Source organism: Streptomyces sp. CA-181903 (assembly GCF_050937075.1).
Lineage (GTDB): Bacteria > Actinomycetota > Actinomycetes > Streptomycetales > Streptomycetaceae > Streptomyces.
In genome coordinates this window covers 2,915,089-2,936,649 of record NZ_JBNJLY010000001.1, presented here as the reverse complement: position 1 = coordinate 2,936,649, position 21,561 = coordinate 2,915,089, and the positions used below count along the sequence as shown (strand labels likewise).

The 21,561-nt window shown below is 76.5% G+C and carries 10 protein-coding genes and 1 pseudogene; 5 read left to right on the top strand and 6 right to left on the bottom strand.

Annotation, left to right across the window (positions count from 1 at the left end; all coding sequences use genetic code 11):
• Nucleotides 1-9: 9 nt before the first annotated feature.
• From ACQEVS_RS13130 to ACQEVS_RS13115, 4 genes and pseudogenes are all read left to right on the top strand, one after another.
• A complete protein-coding gene (locus ACQEVS_RS13130) occupies nucleotides 10-1,527 on the top strand; it encodes a hypothetical protein (RefSeq protein ID WP_433019642.1) in 1,518 nt (505 codons plus the stop codon).
• The gene (locus tag ACQEVS_RS13125) at nucleotides 1,524-2,759 is read left to right on the top strand and encodes a glycosyltransferase family 87 protein (RefSeq protein WP_433019639.1); all 1,236 of its coding nucleotides are present in this window, start codon (nucleotides 1,524-1,526) and stop codon (nucleotides 2,757-2,759) included. The genes ACQEVS_RS13130 and ACQEVS_RS13125 overlap by 4 nt, the downstream gene beginning before the upstream one ends.
• Before the next feature lie 3 nt (nucleotides 2,760-2,762).
• Nucleotides 2,763-5,555, top strand: a complete 2,793-nt coding sequence (locus ACQEVS_RS13120) for a bifunctional glycosyltransferase/CDP-glycerol:glycerophosphate glycerophosphotransferase (RefSeq protein WP_433019636.1) — start codon at nucleotides 2,763-2,765, stop codon at nucleotides 5,553-5,555.
• Nucleotides 5,552-6,511 (top strand): annotated as a pseudogene (locus tag ACQEVS_RS13115) (glycosyltransferase); the annotation flags it as partial. The gene ACQEVS_RS13120 and the pseudogene ACQEVS_RS13115, both read left to right, overlap by 4 nt.
• Nucleotides 6,512-6,986: 475 nt before the next feature.
• On the opposite strand, the gene ACQEVS_RS13110 reads toward ACQEVS_RS13115, so the two are convergent.
• Nucleotides 6,987-8,645 (bottom strand): glycosyltransferase family 2 protein, encoded by a 1,659-nt coding sequence (locus tag ACQEVS_RS13110; protein WP_433027517.1) that lies wholly within the window; start codon nucleotides 8,643-8,645, stop codon nucleotides 6,987-6,989.
• 83 nt (nucleotides 8,646-8,728) lie between these two features.
• Here ACQEVS_RS13110 and ACQEVS_RS13105 point away from each other — a divergent pair, with 83 nt between their 5' ends.
• Nucleotides 8,729-10,501 carry a glycosyltransferase family 39 protein gene (locus tag ACQEVS_RS13105; RefSeq protein WP_433019633.1) on the top strand — a complete coding sequence of 591 codons (1,773 nt, stop codon included), beginning with the start codon at nucleotides 8,729-8,731 and terminating at the stop codon, nucleotides 10,499-10,501.
• A gap of 112 nt (nucleotides 10,502-10,613) precedes the next feature.
• Here the strand turns inward: ACQEVS_RS13105 and ACQEVS_RS13100 are convergent, their stop codons facing one another.
• The 5 genes from ACQEVS_RS13100 to ACQEVS_RS13080 form a co-directional block, all read right to left on the bottom strand.
• The gene (locus tag ACQEVS_RS13100; protein ID WP_433019630.1) at nucleotides 10,614-11,525 is read right to left on the bottom strand and encodes a carbohydrate ABC transporter permease; all 912 of its coding nucleotides are present in this window, start codon (nucleotides 11,523-11,525) and stop codon (nucleotides 10,614-10,616) included.
• Nucleotides 11,522-12,880, bottom strand: coding sequence for a carbohydrate ABC transporter permease (locus ACQEVS_RS13095; RefSeq protein ID WP_433019627.1), 1,359 nt, complete (start codon nucleotides 12,878-12,880; stop codon nucleotides 11,522-11,524). Before ACQEVS_RS13095 ends, ACQEVS_RS13100 begins: the two co-directional genes overlap by 4 nt.
• 13 nt (nucleotides 12,881-12,893) lie before the next feature.
• Nucleotides 12,894-14,297, bottom strand: coding sequence for an ABC transporter substrate-binding protein (locus ACQEVS_RS13090; RefSeq protein ID WP_433019624.1), 1,404 nt, complete (start codon nucleotides 14,295-14,297; stop codon nucleotides 12,894-12,896).
• Between the two features lie 612 nt (nucleotides 14,298-14,909).
• Nucleotides 14,910-18,473 (bottom strand): FtsK/SpoIIIE domain-containing protein, encoded by a 3,564-nt coding sequence (locus tag ACQEVS_RS13085; RefSeq protein ID WP_433019621.1) that lies wholly within the window; start codon nucleotides 18,471-18,473, stop codon nucleotides 14,910-14,912.
• 476 nt (nucleotides 18,474-18,949) lie between these two features.
• Nucleotides 18,950-21,358: an FHA domain-containing protein gene (locus ACQEVS_RS13080; protein WP_433019618.1), complete on the bottom strand. Its 2,409-nt coding sequence runs from the start codon at nucleotides 21,356-21,358 to the stop codon at nucleotides 18,950-18,952.
• Between the last annotated feature and the right edge of the window lie 203 nt (nucleotides 21,359-21,561).

Here is a 21,561-nt window from a genome sequence, read left to right as displayed (position 1 = left end):
CCGCGCGCCGTGACCACCCGGACGGAGGCCCCGCCGGCCGCCGGCGCCGCGACGGAGCTGCCGTACCGCGCCCTGCTGCTGGTCGTCCTGGTCCCGGCCGCTCTGCTGCTGGCCGCCGTGGTGCGGCTGCCGTGGGCCGGTGACCTGGGGATGCACGCGGCCGTGGTGGAGCGGCTGCGCGCGGACCCGCTGCACCCGGGGCATCCGCTGGTGGACGCGGACGTGCCGAGCCCTTATTACTCCCCCTGGATGGTCCTGCTGGCGCTGCTCGCTGCGGCGACCGGGGAGAGCGCGCTGGCGGTGCTGCACCTGGCCGCGCTCGCCGGGCTCGTCGCGCTGGGCACCGGGGTGCGCGCGTTCGTCCGGACGCTGACCGGCCGGCGGACGGCGGTGCCGCTGGCGCTGCTGTGCGTCCTCTTCCTGTACGGCACCCGGCTGTTCGCCTGGAGCGGGGTGCCCGGCCTCACCTCGCTGGCCCTGACCGTCGCCTATCCGAGCACGCTGGCGCTGGGGCTGGCGCTGCATCTGTGGGCCCTGCTGCGCCGGGCGGTCGAAGAGCGGTGGGGGACGGTCCGGTTTCTGGGGCTGGGGCTGCTGCTCGCCCTGGTGCTCCTGGTGCACCAATTCACCGGAGCCGTCGCGGCGTTGGGGGTGGTGTCGGTGCTCTTCGGGGCGCGGCCTCTGCCCGCGCGCGCCGTCTGGCTTCGGGTGGGCGCCGGCGCGCTGCTCGCCGGAGCGGTGCTCGCGGCATGGCCGTACTACCCGTTCACCGCGCTGTCCGGGGCCGACGGCCTGGAGGAGATCCACCGGCCGCTCTACCAGCATCTGGTGTCCAAGTTCTGCCTGGTGGCACTGGGAGTGGTGGCACTCGGCGCGCGGTGGTGGCGGGACCGGCGCGATCCGCTCGCCCTCCTGTTCGCCCTGGGCGCGGCGGTCTTCGCCGCGGGCGGGCTGACCGGCCACTGGTCGTGGGGGCGGATCCTGCCCGCCGTGCTGCTCCCCGCCCAACTCGCCCTCGCGGTGGAGGCGGCCGGGCGGACCGGCCGCAGGGCGGGGCCGTTGCTCGCCGGGGCGACCACCGCCGCCCTCCTGGTGGGAGCGTGCGTCCAGGCCGGTGCCGTGGCCTACGCCCTGCCGGCCCGCGCCGCCCGGATGGTCCGGGCGCACGTTCCGTCCATCGCCCCGTGGCCGTCGTTCACCTGGGCGGCCGCTCGGGTGCCGGCCGGAGAGACGGTCATGACCGACGACTACCACGCGCTGCGGATGCTGCCCGCCTACGGGCCGTACACCGTCGCCCCCGCCTATCCGGACGTGTTCCTCCCCGATGAACGGGAGCGCAGGGCGGTGACACGCCGCTATTACGCGCCCTCCGCCACGCGCGCGCAACGGCTGGGCGCCCTCCGGGAGTACGGGGCGCGATGGGTGCTGCAGAAGGACGGCGGGCCCGGCCTGCCGCCCGACGACCCGGCCCTGCGGCGTGCCGCCCCGGGCCCCGGAGGACTGATGTTGCTGGAGGTGGAACGATGAGTGCGCCGGACGACGGGCCCCCGTCCCGGGACGGCTTCGCGCGCTGGATCGCCGGCCGGGCCTCGTGGCCCGTACTGGCGGCGGCCCTGCTGGTCTATGTGCTGAGCGCCGGACGGATGCTGGGCGTCCGCCGGGCGGGCATGGACAACGCGGTCGTCGTCCGGGCCGCCCGCGCCCTGCTGGAGGGCGGCTCGCCGTACGCGGACAAACGGTTCCTCTATCTGCCGGGCGCGGTGTTCGCGGCGCTGCCGCAAGCACCGTTCGGCAACGCGACGCTGTCCCGCGCCGTGCCGTTCGCCACCGCCGCCCTGGTGCTCGCCGGCGTCGTGCTCGCCATGCGGATCTTCGACGTCCGGGCGGACAGCCGGCTCGCCGCCGCCCTGACCGCCGGACTGGGCCTCTTCCTCCCCTTCCAGAGCATCGTCCACCTGGGCAACTGGACGGCCGCCTCGGCCGTGGCCTTCCCCGCCGCGCTGCTGCTGGCCCTCCGCGGCCGCTGGACGGCCGCCGGCGTCACCATCGGCCTGGCCGTCGCGCTCAAGCCGATGCTCGTGCCGCTGCTGCTGCTCCTCGTGCTCGCCCGGCGGTGGCGGGCGCTGGCCTGGGCGGTGGCCCTGCCTGCGACGATCTCCCTCGCGGCGGCGCTCGCCATGCCCCGGCCGGGGCTGTTACTCACCAAGACGCTGCCGTTCCTGCTGCACGGCCAGGACGACTACGCCGCGCCTTTCGACGCCTCGTGGACCGCTGTCCTGCCCCGTCTCGGCGTCCCCCACCACCTGGCGTTCGTGCTCGCCGCCTGCGCCGCCGCGGCGGTGCTCGCCGTCGCCCGGCAGCGCTGGCGGCGCGGGGGCGACGAGGCGCTGCGGCTCGTCGAGTGCGGGTCGCTGCTGATGCTCGCCGCGTTCCTGGTGTCCCGGCCGTCCTTCCTGCACTACGCCCTGGTGATCGTGCCCGCGCTCGTCGCGTCGGTGGTGGTGCGGGACGCCGCCGCGCGCTCGGTGTGGTTCTGGATGGCCCTGCTGCCGCAGCTCGCCGGGGTGGCCTGGCCGGAGCTGGGCAGCGCGCGGCGGCACGCGTTCAAGGACATCGTGATGTTCACCGGGATGGCGGCGGTGCTCGCGGCCTGCGCTTGGCGGAGCCGTCCGCGGACCGCTCCGACGGTGACTGTCAGTGGTGCCGTCTACTCTCTGAGTAGTGAACCGGGTCCCCGGGATCCTTCCGAGATGAGGTGACTTGTGCCCGCCGCGCCCCCGCGTCCCGTCCCCGACGTCAGCGTCGTCGTCATCGTCCACAACGACGAGGACCGGCTGCCGCGTGCCGTGCGGTCCGTCCTCGGCCAGTCGCTGCGCAACCTCGAAGTGATCGTCGTGGACGACTGCTCCACCGACGGCACCCCCGAGCAGGTGCGCCGGCTGGCCGCCGCCGACCCGCGGGTGAGCGCTCTCCGGCTGCCCGTCAACAGCGGCGGCTGCGGGGCGCCGCGCAACGCGGGCGTCGACGCCGCCCGCGCGCCGTACCTGATGTTCCTCGACAGCGACGACGAACTGCCGTACCACGCCTGCAAATCCCTGCTGCTCACCGCCGAACGGACCGGCGCCGACCTGGTGGCCGGCGAGGTCACCCGGCTCTACGAGGCCACCGGCACCACCGGCCTCTGGTACCCCCGCCTGTTCGCCGAACCCCGCGTCGTGGACGGCATCGAGTCGGCCCCCGAGTACTTCCTCGACCACCTCTCCACCAACAAGCTCTACCGCGCCGATTTCCTCGCCCGCCACCGGCTGCGCTTCCCCGAGCACATCCACTACGAGGACCAGTACTTCAGCGCCCGCGCCTACACGCTCGCCGAACGCTTCGCCGTCGTCCCCTGGTCCGTCTACACCTGGCGGCTGGCCGCCGACCCGGCCACCCTCTCCATCTCCTCCGGCAGACATCGCATCCGGAACATCAGGGACCGCGTCACCGCCTCCCGGATGACCGACGCCTTCCTGGAGGAGGCGGGCCGCACGGCGCTCAAACCGGCCAAGGACGAGGCGGTCCTCCGCCACGCCCTCCGCCTCCACCTCGGCGACCTGCCGTTCCGGGACCGGCGGTGGGCCGAGCGGTTCGCGGAGGTCGTCACCCCCTTCCTGGCCGACGTCGACCCGCGGGCGGTCGAGGCCCTGCCCCGGGAACAGCGGATCTGCCAGTACCTGCTGAGCGCCGGGCGCCTCGCCGAGGCCGCCGAGTGCGCGCGCACCCTCGACCGGCCGCGGCTCGCCCCGCGCCGCGTCGTCCGGCACGAGGGGCGCACCTACTGGGGCGGCACCGCGCCCGCGGACGCCCGGGAGGCCGCCGAACTCGACGTCACCGACTGGCACCTGGACGCCCAGCCCTTCACCACCGGCCCGCTCCGCCACGAGGTGACGCTCGTCGAACCGCACGGCACCCGGCTGCGGATCACCCTGCGCACCTACGACCCGGGCGGGCTCCTCGCCGGCCCCGCCGACGTCACCGCCGAACTCCGCGTCGCCGCCCGGGCCGCCCCCCTCGTCATCCCCTTCGGCTACGCCCCGGCGCCCGACGACGCCGGTGTCCGCAGCGCGGAGCTCGTCCTCGACCTGGCCCGGGTGCCGCTCGGCCCCAAGGGCTTCACCGGCCGGCGCCATCCGGTGGTGACCCTCGGCCGGCTGGGGCTGCGCCGCACCGATCCCGTCCTCGCCCCCGCAGGGCGGCCCGGGCTGCTGGCCCGCGTCGGCGGGCACGACGTCCGCGTCGGCTGCGAGGACGGGGGGCCGGGGCGGCTGGAGATCCGGTGGGAGCGGACCGGCCCGCGGGCCCGCGCCGAAGCCCTGGCCCCGCGTCTGGAACCCGTCCGCGCCCGCTGCGCGCGGCTGGCCCGCCGGGTCACCGGGCCCGGCGCCAAGGCCCTGGTCTCCCACGAGCTCCACCGGCTCCCCGTCGACGAACAGCTCGTCGTCTTCGAGGCGCTGGAGGGCCGCGGCTACGCCGACAGCCCCCGCTACATCCACGAGGAGCTGCTCCGCCGCGACCTCCCGCTGTACGCCGTCTGGTCGTACAGCGGCAGCCGGGCCGGCTACCCGAAGGGCGTACCGCTGGTCCGGCGCGGCAGCTGGGAGTACGTCCGGACGGTCGCCCGCGCCCGCTACTGGATCGACTCGCACGGCTTCCCCGCGCACGTTCCCAAGCACCCCGGCACCCGCTACCTCCAGACCTGGCACGGCCAGGCGCTCAAGCACATGGGTTACGACGCCCCCGAGCTGCGGCTCGCCGGGCCCGCCCGGCGGGCACGGCACCGGGCCATGGTCGACCGCTGGGACGCCCTCATCGCCCCCAGCGAGGAGTTCGAACGCACCTTCGTCCGCGGCAACGCCTACGGCGGCGAGCTGCTGCGCACCGGCCTCCCGCGCAACGACGTCCTCGTCCGGTGGGACGAACCCGCCCAGCGTGAGCGGGCCGCCGCCGCCCGCGAGCGGCTCGAAATCCCCGACGGGAAGAAGGTGCTGCTCTACGCGCCGACCTTCCGCGACGGCGCGCGGGCCAGCGGCGAGTCGATCCGGGTGGACCTCGAAGAGCTCGTGCGCCGGGTGGGGGACGAGTGGACGGTGGTGGTCCGGCCGCACTACTACGAGCGGTTCACGGTCGCCCGGGAGGTGGGTCACGCGGTGCGCGACGGGCGGGAGTTCGCCGACCTGAACGACCTGTTGCTGGCCTCGGACGCGCTCCTCACCGACTACTCGTCCGTCATGTTCGACTACGTCAACCTGGGCCGGCCGGTGCTGCTCTACGCCGACGACTACCCGGCCTACCGGTCCACCCTGCGCGGCACCTACTACGAGCTGACGGACATCGCCCCCGGTCCGCTGCTCACCGGGACCGGTGAACTCGCCGCGGCACTGCGGGACCTGGGGGCGGTACGGGAGGAGTGGGCGGGGGCGTACGACAGGTTCCGGGCGCGGTTCAACCCGTACGAGACCGGGCGGGCCGCCAAGGCCGTGGTCGACCTCTTCTTCACCGGGGACGCACGATGAACCGGCCGCCGGAGAGCCGCGGTCCAGCCGCCTCCCGCCGCAACCTCTTCCTGGTCGGCATCGACGTGGACTCGATGGGTGGCTCCCAGCGGGTGCTGCACACCCTCGCCCAGGGTTTCGCGGAGCGCGGGCACCGGGTGGAGCTGATCGGCATCCGTCCCAGCCCCGAACCGCACACCTACCACGCGCGCCCGGCCTATCGACGGGCCACGCTGCACCGCATGCCGGCGACGCCCGCCCGGGACGCCGTCAGTCCGGCCGAGCGGTTGCGGCCGTCCCGGCTGCGGGCCCTGCGCGCGGCACGGCGGGACGGGGAGCGGGCCCGGGAGCGGCTCGCCCGGCGGTTCGCGGCCGTGCCGCACGGCTACGTCGTCATCGGGTCGCCGTGGGCGGCGGACTGGCTGCGGACGGTGGACCACCGGCACCTGAAGGCCGTCGGCCAGTACCACGAGTCCTTCGCGCAGGCCGCGGCGTCCGCCAACCTCCGGCTGATCCTGCGGCACTACCCGGCCCTGGAGAAGGCGGTGTTCCTCAGCGAGCCGGACGCCGAGGAGTTCCGCCGCCGGCGCCTTCCCAACGCGGCGGTGGTGCCCAACCCGCTCCCCTTCGCCCCCGGACCGCCGGCACCGCTGGACACCCGGCGCGTCGGCGCGGTCGGCCGGCTGGAGCCGGTCAAACGGCTCGACCGCCTCGTCGACGCGTTCGCCGCGGCCTGCGCCGGGCGGCCGGACTGGGAGCTGCACTTCTTCGGGGATGGTCCGGAGGAGGCGGCCCTGCGCGAACGGGCCGTACGGCACGGGATCGCGGACCGGGTCCGCTTCCGGGGCACCGTCCGGGACATGGCCCCCGCCTACCGGGAGCTGTCCGTGGTGGCGCTCACCAGCGAGTGCGAGGGCCGGCCCATGGCCCTGGCGGAGGCGTCCGCCTGCGGGGTGCCGTGCGTGAGCTTCGATCTGTCGGGCGGGGTGCGGGAGTTGGTGGACCACGGGCGGACCGGGGTGCTGGTGCCGCCGGGGACGGGGATGCTCTGGCCTCGGCGCTGGGGGAGTTGGTGCGGGACGCGGGGCTGCGGGAGCGGTACGGGCGGGCCGCGCGGGAGCACGTGGCGCCGCTGGCGCTGCCGGGGGTGCTGGACCGGTGGGAGGAACTGTTCGAGGAGGTGGACCGGTGAGGGTGGGGTGTGGGGGTGGACTTCGGGGGTGTCTTCGGACGGTTCGCAAGGTCCGCGAGGTTCGAACGGTTCCCAAGGTGGGGGTCGCGCGTGGCTCCCGGTGGCGACGGGGAGCGACCGCGGGGCGCGGAAGCGGTGTCGGGCCTCGTCGGAACGTGGGTGCCGGGTGCCGGGGCGGTTCCTCGTGGCGTCGGTGGGAGAGGACGGCGCGGACCTGTTCCCGATGGTGCGCGGCGGGTCCGTTCTGGTCCTTCCGGGCGTTACGGACGGGTGGTTCGGAGGGGGCGGAGGCGCCGCGCGGCGAGGAGCAGCGCGCACCGCGGTCCGGCGGCGATCCGCAGGGAGAGCGAGCCGTTCGCCGCCGCGTACGGGTGCACCAGCAGCAGCCCGTGACGTGCGCTGGGCAGGGCGCGGCGGCCCAGGGTGCCGCCGGCCGCCCGGACGGCGGTGCGGATGACGCCGCCGTGCGCGCAGTGCAGCCGGACCCGCAGGTCCCAGGTGCGCGGCCGGTGGCCGTGCCCCGGTGCGGCCAGTGGGCCCAGGCCGATCCACAGCCGGGCGGTCCAGTCGGGGCCGTCGGGCGAGAGGGAGGCGCGGGCTTCGAGCGCCGTGCCGCCGCCGCGCGGCCGGAGTTCGACGTCCACGGTGTGCGGGCGGGCCGCGGCGAGCCGTCCGTAGAGTTCGTGGACGCGGAGCCGGAGCTCGGCCCGGGGCGGGCCGGTCAGCAGGCGGAGCGTGGCGTCGACGGACACCGGCAGCCGGCGGGCGGGTGCGGCTCCGGGGCCGACGAGGCCGTCGAGAGTGACCGCGGGCAGGTCCTCCGCCCAGACGGGACGGCCGCCGGCCCGGGCGTAGGGCGGCAGCAGCCGGGCCGGGCGGGCGGCGAGCTGGGCGAGGCGGTCGAGGTCGCGCGGGTCCGCGGCGGCCAGCACGACCCGCGCGATCCAGCGGGCGGGGGCCCCGGCCGCGGCCAGCTCCGCTTCGGCATAGCCGGTCAGGCACTCGCGGGTGGCACGCCACCAGGCGTGCCGGTAGCCGTCGCCGCGGGCGGGCAGTTCCCGGACGTACATGCGCAGGTCGTGGTCGAGGAACTTCACCCGCGCGGCGTGTGCGAGCGGGTCCCGGCCGGCCGCCCGGTAGATCTCCACCCCGCGCCGGTGGGCGCGCAGCCGGGCGTGCCAGTTGCCGATCCGGTCCCGGTCCAGGGAGATCGACGGCCGGCGGGCGCCGCGCCGCACGTGCCAGACGTAGACGGTGTCGGGGACGGTCGCGATGCGGGGGGCGGCGGCGAGGAGGCGGGCGCTGAAGACGAAGTCCTCGTAGGGATAGGCCCCTTCGGGGAAGGTGATGCCGTGCTCGGTGAGGAAGCGGCGGTCGTAGAGCTTGTTGACGCAGAGGGTGTCGTGGAGGAGCGCGGGATGGTGCTCGGGGGAGCGGTGCAGGGCGGCGGCGCGGTAGAGGCCGGGCTGCCAGCGGGTGTCGAGGCGCTGGGGGAGCTCGCGGCGTACGCACAGGCCGGCGGCGACGGGCGCCTCATGGCGGAGGGCGGCGGCCAGGAGCGTCTCCGCGGCGCCCTCCGGGAGGACGTCGTCGCTGTCGAGGAACATCACGTACCGCGTCCCCGCGGCCCGGACGCCGTCGTTGCGCGGGGTGCCGCAGCCGCCGCTGTTGACGGCGCGGTGGATGACCCGGAGCCGGGGGTCGCGGGCGGCCAGCCGGTCGAGGACGGCACCGGTGCCGTCCGTGGAGGCGTCGTCGACGGCGATGACCTCGGCGACGGCGGGGCCCTGCGCGAGGGCCGACCGCACGGCGGTGGCGATGTGGGCGGCGTCGTCGTAGCCGATGACGATCACGGTGACGAGGCCGGTGGGCAGGGTGCCGGGAGCGCGTGGCAGGGCAGGGGTTCCGCTCTCGTTCACTGTCACGAAAGACATTTTTATCGGTTAAGAGGGATGAATCGGGTGATTCTGGGCCCGGGTGTGCCGGGCGTGGGTCACTGATCGTGGACTGGACGGACTGGAAGGGGGAGGCGATGGTGCGGGGGCCATTGCGCGCGGTGCTGACCGGGCGGGGCGGTTCGAGGGGTGCGGTCGGTGACCGCGCGGACGTGGGAGGCGGTGCGGCGGAGGGTGCCCTCGGGCGGGAGGACGGCGCGGGACCGGCGGCCGGGCCGGTGCCCGGGGCGCGGGACGGCGGGGGCGGTACGCCGCCCGGACGGGCCCGGGGGCGGCCGCGCGGGACGGACGGCGCCGTGGGCGCGAGCCGTGCCGGCCGCTCGCGAGCGGCGACGGCGGCCGTCCTGCTGCCGGGCGGGGTGATGCTCGTCCTCGGTCTGTGGGGGCTGGACCGCAGGACCGTGTGGCGTGACGAGGGGGCCACCCTTCAGGTGGCTCGCCGGTCGCTGCCGGAGATCGTGCGGCTGCTCCGCGACGTCGACCTCGTGCACGGCCTGTACTACCTGCTGATGCACGCCGTCGTGGCCGTGCACGACGACGAGGTGACGGTGCGGCTGCCGTCCGTCGCCGCCGCGGCCGGGACGGCGGCCCTCGTCGCGGCGATCGGGTGCCGGCTCGCGCGGCCCCGGGTGGGGCTGTGGGCCGGACTGGCGTACGCCGCCACCCCGTTCGTCGGGCACTACGCCCAGGAAGGGCGTTCGTACGCGCTGGTCGCGGCGGGGGCGGCGGGGGCCACCTGGCTGCTGGTGCGGGCCGCAGAACGGGGGACCGGGCTCCGCTGGACCGGCTACGGGGCCGTCGTGGCCGTCACCTCCCTGCTGCACGAGTTCGCGATCCTGTTGCTCGCGGCGCACGGGCTGACCCTCCTCGCCTCCCGGGTGCCGTGGCGGACCTGGCGCGGGTGGCTGTACGCGGGCCTGGCCGCCTGTGCCGCGGCGGCACCCTTGGCGGTGCTGTCCCGGCGGCAGAGCGCGCAGGTCTCCTGGATCCGGACGCCCGGGTACGCGGAGGCGAAGGGGCTCGTGCTCGCCTTCGCGGGCCCCACCGGTCTCATCGCCGGCGTGACACTCGCGCTGGCCGCCCTCGCCCTGGTGGCGCCGCTGCCGCGGACCGGCCCGCCCGGGGCGCGGCGGCTCCCGCTGAACGCGGTGGCCCTGCCGCTGGCGCTCGTCCCGCCCGTCCTCCTCTACGCCGCGTCGCAGCGCACGCCCCTGTTCCTGGACCGGTATCTGCTGTTCAGCGTGGCGGGCGTGCCGTTGCTGGCCGCCGCGGGGCTGGAGCGGGTGCTGGGGGCGCTGCCCGGGCAGCGGGCGGTGGCGGCGGCCGGGGCGGTCCTGGTGGCGGCCGGGTTCGTGTGGCAGCTGCCCCAGCAGCAGCGCGAGCGGCTGCCGGGCAGTCGCGGGGACGAACCGGCGGCGGTGGCCCGGGCGGTCGGGCGGCTGGCGCGGCCGGGGGACGCGGTGCTGTTCCTGCCGCACCACGAACGGCGGACAGCCCTCTTCTACCCGGAGGAGTTCACCGGCCTGCGGGACCTCACCCTCAAGCGCTCGGCCGCCGCCTCCGGCACGCTCTACGGGGAGGAGGTCGGCGCGGCGGAGCTGCGCGCTCGGCTGGCCGCGCTGCCGGCTGGGCGGCCGGTGTGGGTGGTGTCGGACACGACCACCGTGGGCGGCCGCTGGTTCCGCGCCCAGCGTGCGGAGACCGCCAAGACGCGGGTGCTCGGGGAACTGTGCCGCGCGCGGCCGGAGTCGACGGTGTACGTGCGCGGGGGCTCGGTCTCCCGGTACACGTGCGGTCCGCCGCGGGGGCGGGCGCCGTGACCGGGGGAGCGGCCGGCGCCCGTCCGGCCCTCTCTCCCGGCGCCCGTCCGGCCGTCCCTCCCGCAGCCCGTCCGGCCGTCCCCTCCGGCCGCGCGTCCGGGCGTGCCGCGCGCTACTTCACCGCACCCGCCATCACGCCGCTCACGAACTGCCGTTGGAAGGCGAAGAACACCGCCAGCGGCACGATCATGGAGAGGAAGGCGCCCGAGGCGAGGATGTCCACGTTGTCGCCGAACTGCCGCACCTGCTGCTGGAGGGCCACGGTGATCGGGGGGTTGGCGCTGTCCGCGAAGATCAGTCCGACCAGCATGTCGTTCCACACCCAGAGGAACTGGAAGATCCCCAGGGAGGCGATGGCCGGGCCGCCCAGCGGCAGGACCACCCGGAAGAACAGCCGGAACTCGCCCGCGCCGTCCAGCCGGGCCGCCTCCAGGAGCTCGCGGGGGATCTCGGCGAAGAAGTTGCGGAGCAGGAAGATGGCGAACGGCAGCCCGAACGCCGTGTGGAAGAGCACCACGCCCGCGGTCGTCTCGAAGATGCCGAGGGTGTTGAAGAGCTTCGCCACCGGGATGAGGGCGACCTGGACGGGCACCACGAGGAGGGCGACGACGGCCATGAACCACCAGTCGCGGCCCGGGAAGTCGAGCCAGGCGAAGGCGTAGCCCGCGAACGCGCCGATGAGGATCACCAGGACCGTCGCCGGCACGGTGATGAAGGTGGTGGTGAGCAGCGAGTGCATCACCTTGTCGTTGTGGAACAGCGTGTCGTAGCTCGACGTCGTCAGCTGCCCCGGGTGGCTGAAGACCTTCCACCACCCGGAGGACGCGATGTCCGACCGGTCCCGGAGCGAGGAGAGGAGCAGTCCGACCGTCGGCATCAGCCAGAACAGCCCGACGGCGACGAGGAAGAAGCGGGTGACGCCGCCGCCGAGGCGGGAGGCCAGCCGCGCGGGCAGGGACCGCCGGGGCCGCACGGTGGTGGCGGAGGGCGCGGGTGCGCCGGTGAGGGGGTCCGCAGTGGTCATCGCCGCCGCTCCTTACGCATGCGCCGGATGTTCACGATCACCACCGGCAGCACCAGCAACAGCAGGAGCACGGCGATGGCGCTGCCCAGGCCCTGGTTGACGGCCGTGCCGAAGGACGACTGGTAGAGCTGGAGCGCCAGCACGTTGGCGTCCGGCAGGCTGGAGCCGGGGGCGATGATGTACACGAGGTCGAAGATCTTCAGGACGTTGATCACCAGCGTGATGACGACGACCCCGAGCACGGGCGCCAGCAGCGGCACGGTGACGCGGCGGAAGACCTGCCATTCGTTGGCGCCGTCCACCCGGGCGGCCTCCAGCAGTTCGCGGGGCACGCCCGCCAGGCCCGCCGCGATGAGGACCATCGCGAAGCCGGCCCACATCCAGATGTACGCGCCGATGATCGAGGGGGTGACCAGCGTCGGGCCGAGCCATTCGGCGCCGCGGTAGCGCTCGGCGAAGTTGCCCGCGGGCAGCCGCAGCCGGGCACCGTCGGCCTTCGCCGGGAGCGTGAACGTCCCGTCGGCGGCGGTGGTGGCGGAGGCCACCGTCCGGCCGTCCTTCACGGCCTGCACGGTGATGCCCGACAGGGCCTTCTCGCCCTGGTCGATCCGGCCCGGGGTGCCACCGCCGCCCCGGACGAAGTCCAGCCAGACGGTGCCCGTCACCTTCCCGGGCTCGGGCCGGGCGGGTACGGCGTCCCGCGCTCCCTTGGCGTCCCCCGGCTTCACCGCCACCAGCGGCACGGCCGCCGGACTGCCCTGCCGGAGCACCGACTTGGAGGTGAACGAGCCGTCGGAGGCGGCGGCGAGGTCGCCGTTGGGGCGAGGGCGCGCGCCCGGGTAGGGCGCGGGGTCGGAGAAGGTGTCGTGGATGCCGACCCACACGGCGTTCGCGACGCCGCGGTCCGGGTCCTGCTCGTACACCAGGCGGAAGATGATGCCCGCGGCGAGCATGGAGATCGCCATCGGCATGAAGACGATCATCTTGAACGCCGTTCCCCAGCGCACCCGTTCGGTCAGCACGGCGAAGATCAGGCCGAGGACGGTGGCGATGCTGGGGGCGACGACGACCCAGATGACGTTGTTCTTCAGAGCGGTGCGGATCCGGTCGTCGGAGAAGACCTCGTGGTAGTTGTCCAGCCCCACGAAGCCGTCGCCCGAGGCGTCGAAGAAGCTGCGGTGGACGGACCAGCCGATCGGGTAGACGACCAGCGCGCCCAGCAGGACCAGCGCGGGCAGCAGGAACAGCGCGGCCACCCAGGGGCGGGTGCCCAGGACGGTCCGCCGCCCCCGTTGCTTCCGTTGCGGCCGCACAGTGCCGGGGCCCGGTGGGACCCCCGTCGTGACGGAGCTCATGGGACCGGGCCCGTCAGTTCTTAAATGCCTTGGCCGCGTCGGACTCCAGCCGCTGCTGGATGCCCGCCACGTCCGCCGGGTTCCGCAGGAAGTCCTGGAGGTCCTTCCACTCGCCCTGGCCCGGCTTGCCGCCGAAGGCCGCCGGCGCTTGGTCCGACATGTCGAACCGGAACGCGTCGCCGGCCTGCACCAGCGCCTTGGCGATGGTCCGCTGGGTGTCGTCCGGATAGGCGGCGAGATCCAGGTTCTTGTTGCCGGAGATGAAGCCGCCGCGGTGGGCCCAGACCTGCGCCGCGTCCGGCGAGGCCAGGAAGGTCAGCAGCGCCTGCGCGGCCTGCCCGTCCTTGAGGGCCACGCCCACGTCGCCGCCGGTGACCACCGGGGCCCGGTCGCCCACCTTCGGGAACGGGAAGACCTTGGCGTCCGTGCCGATCTTCGCCTTGGCAGCGGTGATGTTCGCGGCGGCGAAGTCCCCCTCGTACACCATGGCGGCCTTCGCCTTCTCGCCGCCGCTGAACGTCTGGGTGACGGAGGTGGGGAACTGCGTCTGGAGCGCCCCGCTGTTGCCGCCCGCCAGCAGTTCCTTCTTGCCGAGCAGCTGCCCCAGCGTGGTGAGGGCGTCCTTGACGGACGGATCCGTCCACTTGATCTTGTGTGCGGCCAGCTGGTCGTACTTCTCGGGGCCGGCCTGGGAGAGATAGACGTTCTCGAACCAGTCGGTGAGCGTCCAGCCGTCCGCGCCGCCGATCGAGACCGGGGAGACGCCGTAGTCGGCGATCGCCTGGGCCGTCTTCATCAGCTCCGGCCAGGTCGCCGGCTCCTTGACGCCCGCGGCATCGAAGATCTTGGTGTTGTACCAGACCAGCGACTTGTTGCTGGCCTTGAAGTAGACGCCGTACGGCTTGCCCTGGTGGGAGCCGAGGTCCACCCAGCCCTTGGCGAAGTTCTTCCGCAGCTCCGTGGTGGCCTCGGTGGAGAGCGGCTTGAGCCAGCCCTTCTCCGCGAACTCGCGCAGCGCGCCCGGCTGTTGCAGGAGCGCGACGTCCGGCGGGTCGCCGCCCGCGACCTTCGAGCCGATGAACGCCGACATGTCGTCGCCGCTGGGGACGTACGAGACCGAGGCGCCGGTGCGCTTGGCGAACTCGTCGAGGACCTTGGTGAAGTTGGCCTGCTCGGCGCCGGTCCAGACGGCGGTCACCTTGAGCTTCTGCCCGTTCAGCTTGGGGAGCCGGACGGTGTTCGGTATGACGTCCGAGGAGCCGGACGCGGAGGCGTTCGGCTTCCCCTCGTCCTTCTTCCCGTCACTGTCACCGTCACCGCCACCACCGCAGGCCGCCGCCGACAGGGCAAGGGCGCCCGAGGCCAGCACCGCCAGCGCGCCGCGCGCCACGCGGTTCCTCCACAGCGTTGTACGCATTGCCGTCCCTTCCGTGCCCGGTCGCAGCGGACGGCCGCCCCGTACGTCGTCCCCCGTACGACCGCACTCCCGTGCGACAGTCCTACGCCGCCCCGGAGGTGCCCGCAATAGCGGCTCCGGTGTCAACTCGCCGATCGTGACCGGGATGTGATGTCGCGTGGGCGGACGTTCGGAAACGGCCGGGGAGGCGCGGGAGCGGTGGGGCGGAAGGGTCCGGAAGGGCCCGGAAGATGTCATTGGCGCCGATTCCGCCCGGGGTGTCGACGGGCGCCTCCCGGGCCGTGGGCGGGCACCGGGTCGCGGTGGACGCGCCCCGGGGCCGTTTCCGGGGGCGGGAACGGATCACGCGGTGGCGGCGGCGGGCGTCCACCGGGCCGGGTGCCGGCGGTCCGGGCGACCCCGGCTGCGGCGCGCACCCGGTCCCGGCTCGACGCGGCTACCGGCACGCACCTGCGGTGATGCGAGCCCGGCCCGGCACGGTGCCGCGCGGGCACCACTGCGGCGGTGACGCGTGCCCGACCTGGCACGGTGCCGCGCCGGCACCACGCTCGCGGTGACGGGGGCCCGGTCCGGCGCGGCGCCGACGCGGCCCCGCGCCGGACCGCCGCCGGGTCACAGCAGGGGCGGCGCCGGGCGGGCGCCCGCCGACTGGGCGGCCCGCTGCAGGGCGCTGGCGAGCAGGGCCAGGTCGGTCGGGCCGTTGCCCAGCTCGCGCACCGGCCGGCGGGTCGGCGGATCGCCCATGCGCTGCCAGTCCAGCGGGACCACGGTCGGGCGGAGCGTCGCCGTCCGGGGGATGCGGCCGGTGACCCGGCCCGCCTGGAACGGGGTCGCGGCCTCGTCGTCGGGGCGGCGCAGCCGGCCCCGGCCGGGCGCCGGCCCGCCGTCGCCCTGCGCCCCCGTCTCGGCCGGGGCGATCTCCAACGCCGCCCGCAGGGCGGCCCGTTCGGCGGCCTCGGTGCTGTCGGTGCGGTCCGGGCGGCCGGAGGCGGCGACCAGGTGGATGCCGAGCCGCTCGCCGTCCCGGGCGACGGCTTCCAGGGCCCGGACCACCGAACCGGCGGCCGGCCGGCCGGTGCTGCCGAGGGCCGGGGCGACCAGCGCGTCGTAGTCGTCGACCAGGACGACGAGCCGCGGCAGCGCGGTCTCGGCCGTCCGGGCGGCGCTGTCGCCGCCCCGCGCGGGGCGCAGCCGGAGGGTGCCGGTGGGGGGCGAGTCCAGGTCGCCGGACGACGGGTCGGCGGACCGCCGGGGGCCCACCACCTGGGGCGACGGCGGGGCGTGCCGCTCGTGCCAGGCGGCGAAGTCGAGCGTGCCCAGCAGCTCGGCGCGGCGTTTCAGCTCCGAACCGAGGGCCTGCGCGAACTCCCGCATCCGCACCGGGTCGGAGGCCGCCAGGTAGGTGGAGACGTGCGGCAGGTCCGTGCACACGCGCAGGCCCTCGCCGCGTTCGGCCGCCGCGCCGTCCACGAGGACGAGGGAGAGCCGGTCCGGCCGGTCGGCGGCGGCGAGCGAGGCGGCCAGCGAGCGCAGCAGCTCCGTCTTGCCGCTGCCCGGGCCGCCCTCGACCAGCAGGTGCGGGCCGTCGGCCGCCAGGTCGACGGCGAGCGGACCGTGCGGGCCCGCGCCGAGGACGGCGACGGCCCGGCCGCCGGGGCGGCTGCCGGGGTCGGTGGCCTCGGCCCAGCGGGCGGTCAGCGAGGCGGGGGTGGCGCGGGCCAGGCCGAGCTCGTCCAGCAGCCGCGCGGTCCTGGGCAGGGCGGCGACGCGCGCCGAACGGCCCGTCGGGTCGGCGTCGGTGACCCGCAGCGGCGCGAGGGCCCGGGCGAACCGCTCCGCCCAGGCGCCGGACACGGCGTCCACCGCGGCCACGACCGAGCCGCCGGGCGCCGGGGCGGACGCGGACCGGTCGCCCGGCAGCGCGGCCCGGTCGATGACCTGCACCACCGTGGCCACGTCGCCGCCGAGCAGCGCCACCGCACCGCAGTGCGGGAACGCGGGGGAGCCGGCGGCGGCGGTCTCCAGCGCCGCCGGGACCGGGGAACTGGCCGTCGTCGCCGGTGCCTCGGCGAGGCAGATCAGGTGGACGCCCGCGGCGCCGCCGCGCGCGGCCAGCCGGGCGACGGTCTCGCGCAGCGTGGACGTGCCCGGGTCGCCGTCCACGATCACCACCGTGTACGGCCCGGGGTGGCGGTCGGCCGCCGCCGCGACGTCCTCCGGGGAAGCGGTCGGCCAGCCGGGGCCGAGCGGGCCGTCGTCCAGCCGGCGCACCAGCTCGGCGACGCGCGCCGCGGCCTGCTCCCGGTCGTAGGCGACCAGCAGCCGGCAGTCCTGGCCGTACGCCGGGCGGAGATGCGGGAGCCAGCCCAGCCAGGCCCACTCCGCCTGCCGCCGGTCCGCGGGGCGGGCGGGATCGGCGGCGATCAGGACGAACTCCAGCACCGACGGCGAGTGCAGGGCCGCGAGGTGGGCGAGAGCGGACCGGGCCAGTCCGGCCAGCCGCCCCCGGGGCCCGGCCAGCCCGAGCGAACCGGCCTGCCGCAGGGGGACGGTGACGGGCACGGCGGGCAACAGGGTGCGGCCGGTGGCCGTGTCCGGGGCGGGGGCGTAGCGGTCGGCCGTACCCAGGCGGACGGTCAGCAGGTCCGCGTGGTCCGGGCCGCGCTCCCACAGGCGCGGGCCCGGGCCGAGCGCCGTGAGCAGTACGGCGGCCGGGTCCGGCCAGCGCTCACGCAGACTCACGGCGGTCGCGGCGGCGCTGTGCGCGTCCGCGCGCCCGGTGCCCGCTTCGACGGCCACAGCGGTGACCGGGAGCCGGACGTCGTCGGCGCCGGTGTCGGCGGTCTGCGGCTGACGGTCGCCGCGACCGCCGGTCAGGCGGCGCGCCCAGGCCGCTATGCCGCGGCCGCGGGGGCGCTTTCCGGCAGCGGGCGCGGGTACGGCTGCCGAACCGGGGTCGGCCGGCTCCGCGTTCGTCGCGGTTGCCGGGGCGGGGTGCGATGCGACGGGCGCGTGCGATGTGGCGGCCGGGCGGTTGCCGTCGCCGAAACCGTCGCCGGAAGGGGCGTCCAGCCCGGGGGCCGGGGCGGTGTCCGCGGCCTCGGAGCCGACGGGGATCCGTGCGGTGACCCTGGGCGCGTGCGCCGCGAGCGCGTCGGTCCTGCGCTGCCCGGCGAGTCCGCCCGTGACGGGGGCGGGCGCGGAGGGCTCGGCCGCCGAGGAGCGGAGATGCGCGGCTCCCCGGTGGTCGGTCGTCGGCGCGGCCGGGGCGTGCGCCGAAGCGGTGCCGGGGGCGTGCTCGGCGCCGGGTACGGGGTGGCCGGTGCCGGAGTCGCGGCCGGTGGCCCTGGAGGGGCGTCCGGCCCTCGAAGGCGTGTCCGGCCCGGTGACGGGAGCGGCGTCCCGGTGCTCGGTGCGGGGCTGTTGGGGTACGTGAGGCTGGGGTACGTGAGGCGCCGTGCGACCGGAGTGGCCGGGGAGACTGCCGGTGCGGGACTCGTCGGCCGTCGAGGCCGCGGCGAAGCGGGCGGTGCCGGTACCGGTCGTACCCGTGGTCATGCCGCGTCGGGCGCCGTTCGCGGAGGTGGCGGCCTCCGCCGGGCCGGCGTCCGTCCGGCCGTCCGCCGACAGCCCGGCACCCGGCGCGCGTCGCCTGCTTCCGGAGTCCTCCGCGGCGGCGGACGAACCGCGGGCCCGGTGACCCGTCCCGTCGTGGCCCCACCGCGCGCTGTCCGTCGCGGTGGAGGGGGACGTGGCGGAGGGGGCGGACGTGGCGGAGGGGGCGGACGTGGCGGAGGGGGCGGACGCGGCACGCCCCGGCACCTCGGCGCCGCTCGCGGCCCTGGCCTGCCCGGGAATGCTCGCGCCCGCGGCGGTGCGCCGGCTGTCGGTCGCCGTCGGGTCACCGTGGTGGGTGACGGCACGTCGAGCGGCGTCGAGTGCCTCCGCGCCCTCCGTCCGGGAACCGCCGTCTGTGGCGACGCCCTCCGCCCTGAACCCGCGCGCGTGCGTGCTGCGTTCGGAGTCGGCGGTCGCGGGGACGCGGGACGTCGCGGAGCCCGCGCCGGGTACGTGGCTGTCATGGCCGTCGGCCGCGGCCGGGGACGCTCCGGCGTTCCCCGGCCGCCCGCCGCCCGGAACGCCTCGTGTCTCGGACGCGCCGCCGGCTCGTGCCACACCGGTGTGACGGAACGAGCCGTCACGGCCGGCCGGCTCATCGGAGCCCCCCGGCACGCGGGAGCCCTGGCCGGGAGCGCCCGCCTGACGGTCGTCGGGGCTTGTGGCTCCCTGTCGGAGCGTGGGGGCGCCGTGGCCGTGACCGGCCGGGGTCGCGCCGCCCGTGCGTGAAGTCGCGTCCCAGGCGCGGCCGTCGCCAGGTGCGGCGCCTGAGTCGGGGGCCTGCCCGGCCCAACCCGGCCGCTGCGCACCGGAACCGGAACCGGGACGGAAGCGGGAGTCGGCCCCCGCCTCCTGGCCTCGTCCGCCACCCGACCGGGCCCCGGTCTGCGGGGCCGCACCCGGATCCGCCGCCCGGGCGCCGCCGAGGTCGCGTGCCCGGTCCGGCGCGCCCGGTCCGCGTCCGCGCCCGGCCGCTTCCGACGGCCGGCAGCCGGAGTCCGTACGGCCCCCCGACGTGTCGTAGGCGAATCCGCTCATCCGGGAGCCGCGCGGCGCCGATTCACCGCCGCGTCCGGCGGGGGTCCCGTCCTTTGCCGAGCGGTTCGAACCCGCCGTTCCGCCGCCGTCGGCGGTGACACGGGTGGCCGGGGTGGGGGCCTCGTACGGCTGCGCCGAGCCGCCGGCCGCCGGTCCGTCGGCGCGCGCGGCACGGTCTTCTGAGCCCGCGCGGGGGGCCGCGCCGGGCGTCCGGTGGTCCATGACGGCGCGGTCGGGGCGGGACGTGGCGGTGCCCTGCGCCGGGTGCGCGGCGTCCCGGGCGGAGGCCCCGGTGTCCTGCGGCGACAGGCCGTCCCGGGCCGCGTCCGGCACGGTCGCCGCTCCGTCACGCGTACTGCGTGGCCGGCCCTGGGCCGGATACACCGCCGTCTCGGCGATTCCCTGCCGGGAACTCCCGAACTGCCCGGCGGCCGGGGGCCGCTGGGTGTCTCCCGCCACCCCGCGGCCGTGCGTGCCGTACTCCTCGCCGTGCGGAGGGCGGGCCGCGCTCGGCGCCCGACCGTCCACGGCTCCGGCCGACGGGTCGTGCCCGGCCTCGGCCGCCGACTCACCACGGGCTCCCGGCCGGGAGCCCGCGTCCGGGCGGGTGCCGGCGGGGGACGCGTCGGGACCGGCGGACACCGCCGCCGGGTCTTGGGGGAGGCGTGGGTGCCCGTGGTGGACGGGGCGCGGTGCTGCGGGCTTCCCGCTGTCGCCGAGCCGTCGGCGTCGCTGCTCCGGGATGTGTGGTTCGTGCCGGGGGACGCGCTCGCCGGCCGGTGGGCGGGCACCCGCCCGGCCCGGGACGCCCCGGACTCCGGTACGCCGTCGGCTGCGGCATCGGCCTGCGACGGACCGGAACCGGCCGCGCGGGCCTCCACGGCCGCACCCTCCCTGCCGGACAGCCCCCGCGTGCGCGGGGCCGCGGCCCCGGAGCGCGGCCCGTGGGCGCGCGTCTGCCCGGCGGACGGAACGTCGGCCGCTTCGGGGGAGTGGCCGGATCCGTGGTGCTGACCGGCGCGTGCCGCGTCTCCGGCGGGACGGACTACGGGTGCCGGCTCGGCGGCGTGGGGCGTAGTGGTGGTTCCGGACGGCTGTGCCCTGCCTGGGCCGTGATCGTCTTGGAAACTGCGGGAACCGGTGGTGCCGGAGCGGAGATCCGGCCGGGACTCGGCGGAACCCGCCCCGGCGAACGCCGTTCCGCCGGCGGTCCCGGCGGCCCGCGCAGTGCGGCCGGGCGCCTCCGCGTGCCCCTGCGTGTCTCCGGGTGCCTCCGCTCCCGAGGCGGCGGGCCGCCCGTCGGGCGCGGCCGGCGCGGAGCCCGTGCCGCCGTGCGGCAGCCCGTGTGTGCCATATGCGCCGGCGGCCCTGGCCGTCGCGGCGGTCTCGGCAGAGCGCGCGGTGCGGCGGTCGGGCGTCTCCGCGCGTCCCTGCCCGCTCCCGCGCCCGTCCGTGCCCGACGCGGCGGACCGCCCGTCGGGCGTGACCGGCGTGCTCCGCCCGGCCGGTCCGGAACCGGCGCCGTCGCGCGACGGCGCGTGCGCCGGGGCGCCCCCGGCCGTCCCGTTCGCACTGCTCGCACCGCCCGCCGCGCGCCCGTCCGGGCGGCGTCCCGCGTCCGCGTCCCGAGGCCCGGGGACGTCCGTCCGGGTGACGGTCGTCGGACGGTGTGCCCGGGGCGTCACCCGAAGGTGTCCCTCGCCGTCGGGCGATGTGGGGAGGAGAAGCGGCGAACCGGGCCCTTCCGTCGTCGCGCCGGTCGCGGGGACGGACGTGGCGGAACGGCCGTCCGTGCCGTCGGGACCGTGCAGGACCAGGGTCGATTCGCCCGCGCGGAGCAGTGCCCCGGGGCGGAACGGCACAGGACGTTCGTCGACCGGGGTCGCGTCCAGGGTGGTGCCGTTGGTCGAGCCGAGGTCGTGGAGGGTCACACGGCCGTCGTCGCCCAGGGTGACCGCGCAGTGCAGCCGGGAGACGTCGGGGTCGTCCACCGGGATGTCGGCCGTCGAGGAGCGGCCGATGCGGACCTCGCCGCCGTGCAGCAGGTGCACCCCGCCCGCGTCCGGCCCGGAGACGACGTGGAGCCGGGCGGTGGTCTCCGCCAGCAGGGCGAGGGGCGTGGTGGGGTGCCGCTCCGGGTCGGCGGGGGCGCCGAGGGAGAGCACCGCGCCGTCGATCAGCGGGGGCTCGCCCAGCGCGCAGCGCTGGGCGTCCAGCCGCTCGGTGCCCGCGTAGACGGTGACGGCCCCGGTACCGAGGTCGGAACCGGCCGCGGCCAGGACGGCGGCCAGACCGCTCGTCACACCGGCGAGGGCGGTGCCCGCCGGAGCGGTCACCAGAACGTCGCAGGCGTGCGCGGCGTGGCCGCCGAGCGACGGCCCGAGGACGGTCAGCCGGATCTGCATCGGCGTCCACAGTCCCTTCCTGCCCCTGATGCACCCGACAGGGGCAGGACGCTCCCCCACCGGCCGCACGGGCGCTTCGGCACGTACAGGTCACCACGGAGCGCGGGGCCTCGGCTCCGCCCCCACCGCACCGTGCTGCGAGCATCCTCGCACCTGCCACTGACAGTGTGCCCGGCGCAACCCGTTTCGTGATCTTGAAATCC

Excerpts from the sequence above, each read along its gene's own strand:
- ACQEVS_RS13080 (WP_433019618.1), bottom strand. The coding sequence starts at position 21,358 with ATGCAGATCCGGCTGACCGTCCTCGGGCCGTCGCTCGGCGGCCACGCC.
- ACQEVS_RS13100 (WP_433019630.1), bottom strand. The coding sequence starts at position 11,525 with ATGACCACTGCGGACCCCCTCACCGGCGCACCCGCGCCCTCCGCCACC.
- ACQEVS_RS13095 (WP_433019627.1), bottom strand. The coding sequence starts at position 12,880 with ATGAGCTCCGTCACGACGGGGGTCCCACCGGGCCCCGGCACTGTGCGG.
- ACQEVS_RS13090 (WP_433019624.1), bottom strand. The coding sequence starts at position 14,297 with ATGCGTACAACGCTGTGGAGGAACCGCGTGGCGCGCGGCGCGCTGGCG.
- ACQEVS_RS13125 (WP_433019639.1), top strand. The coding sequence starts at position 1,524 with ATGAGTGCGCCGGACGACGGGCCCCCGTCCCGGGACGGCTTCGCGCGC.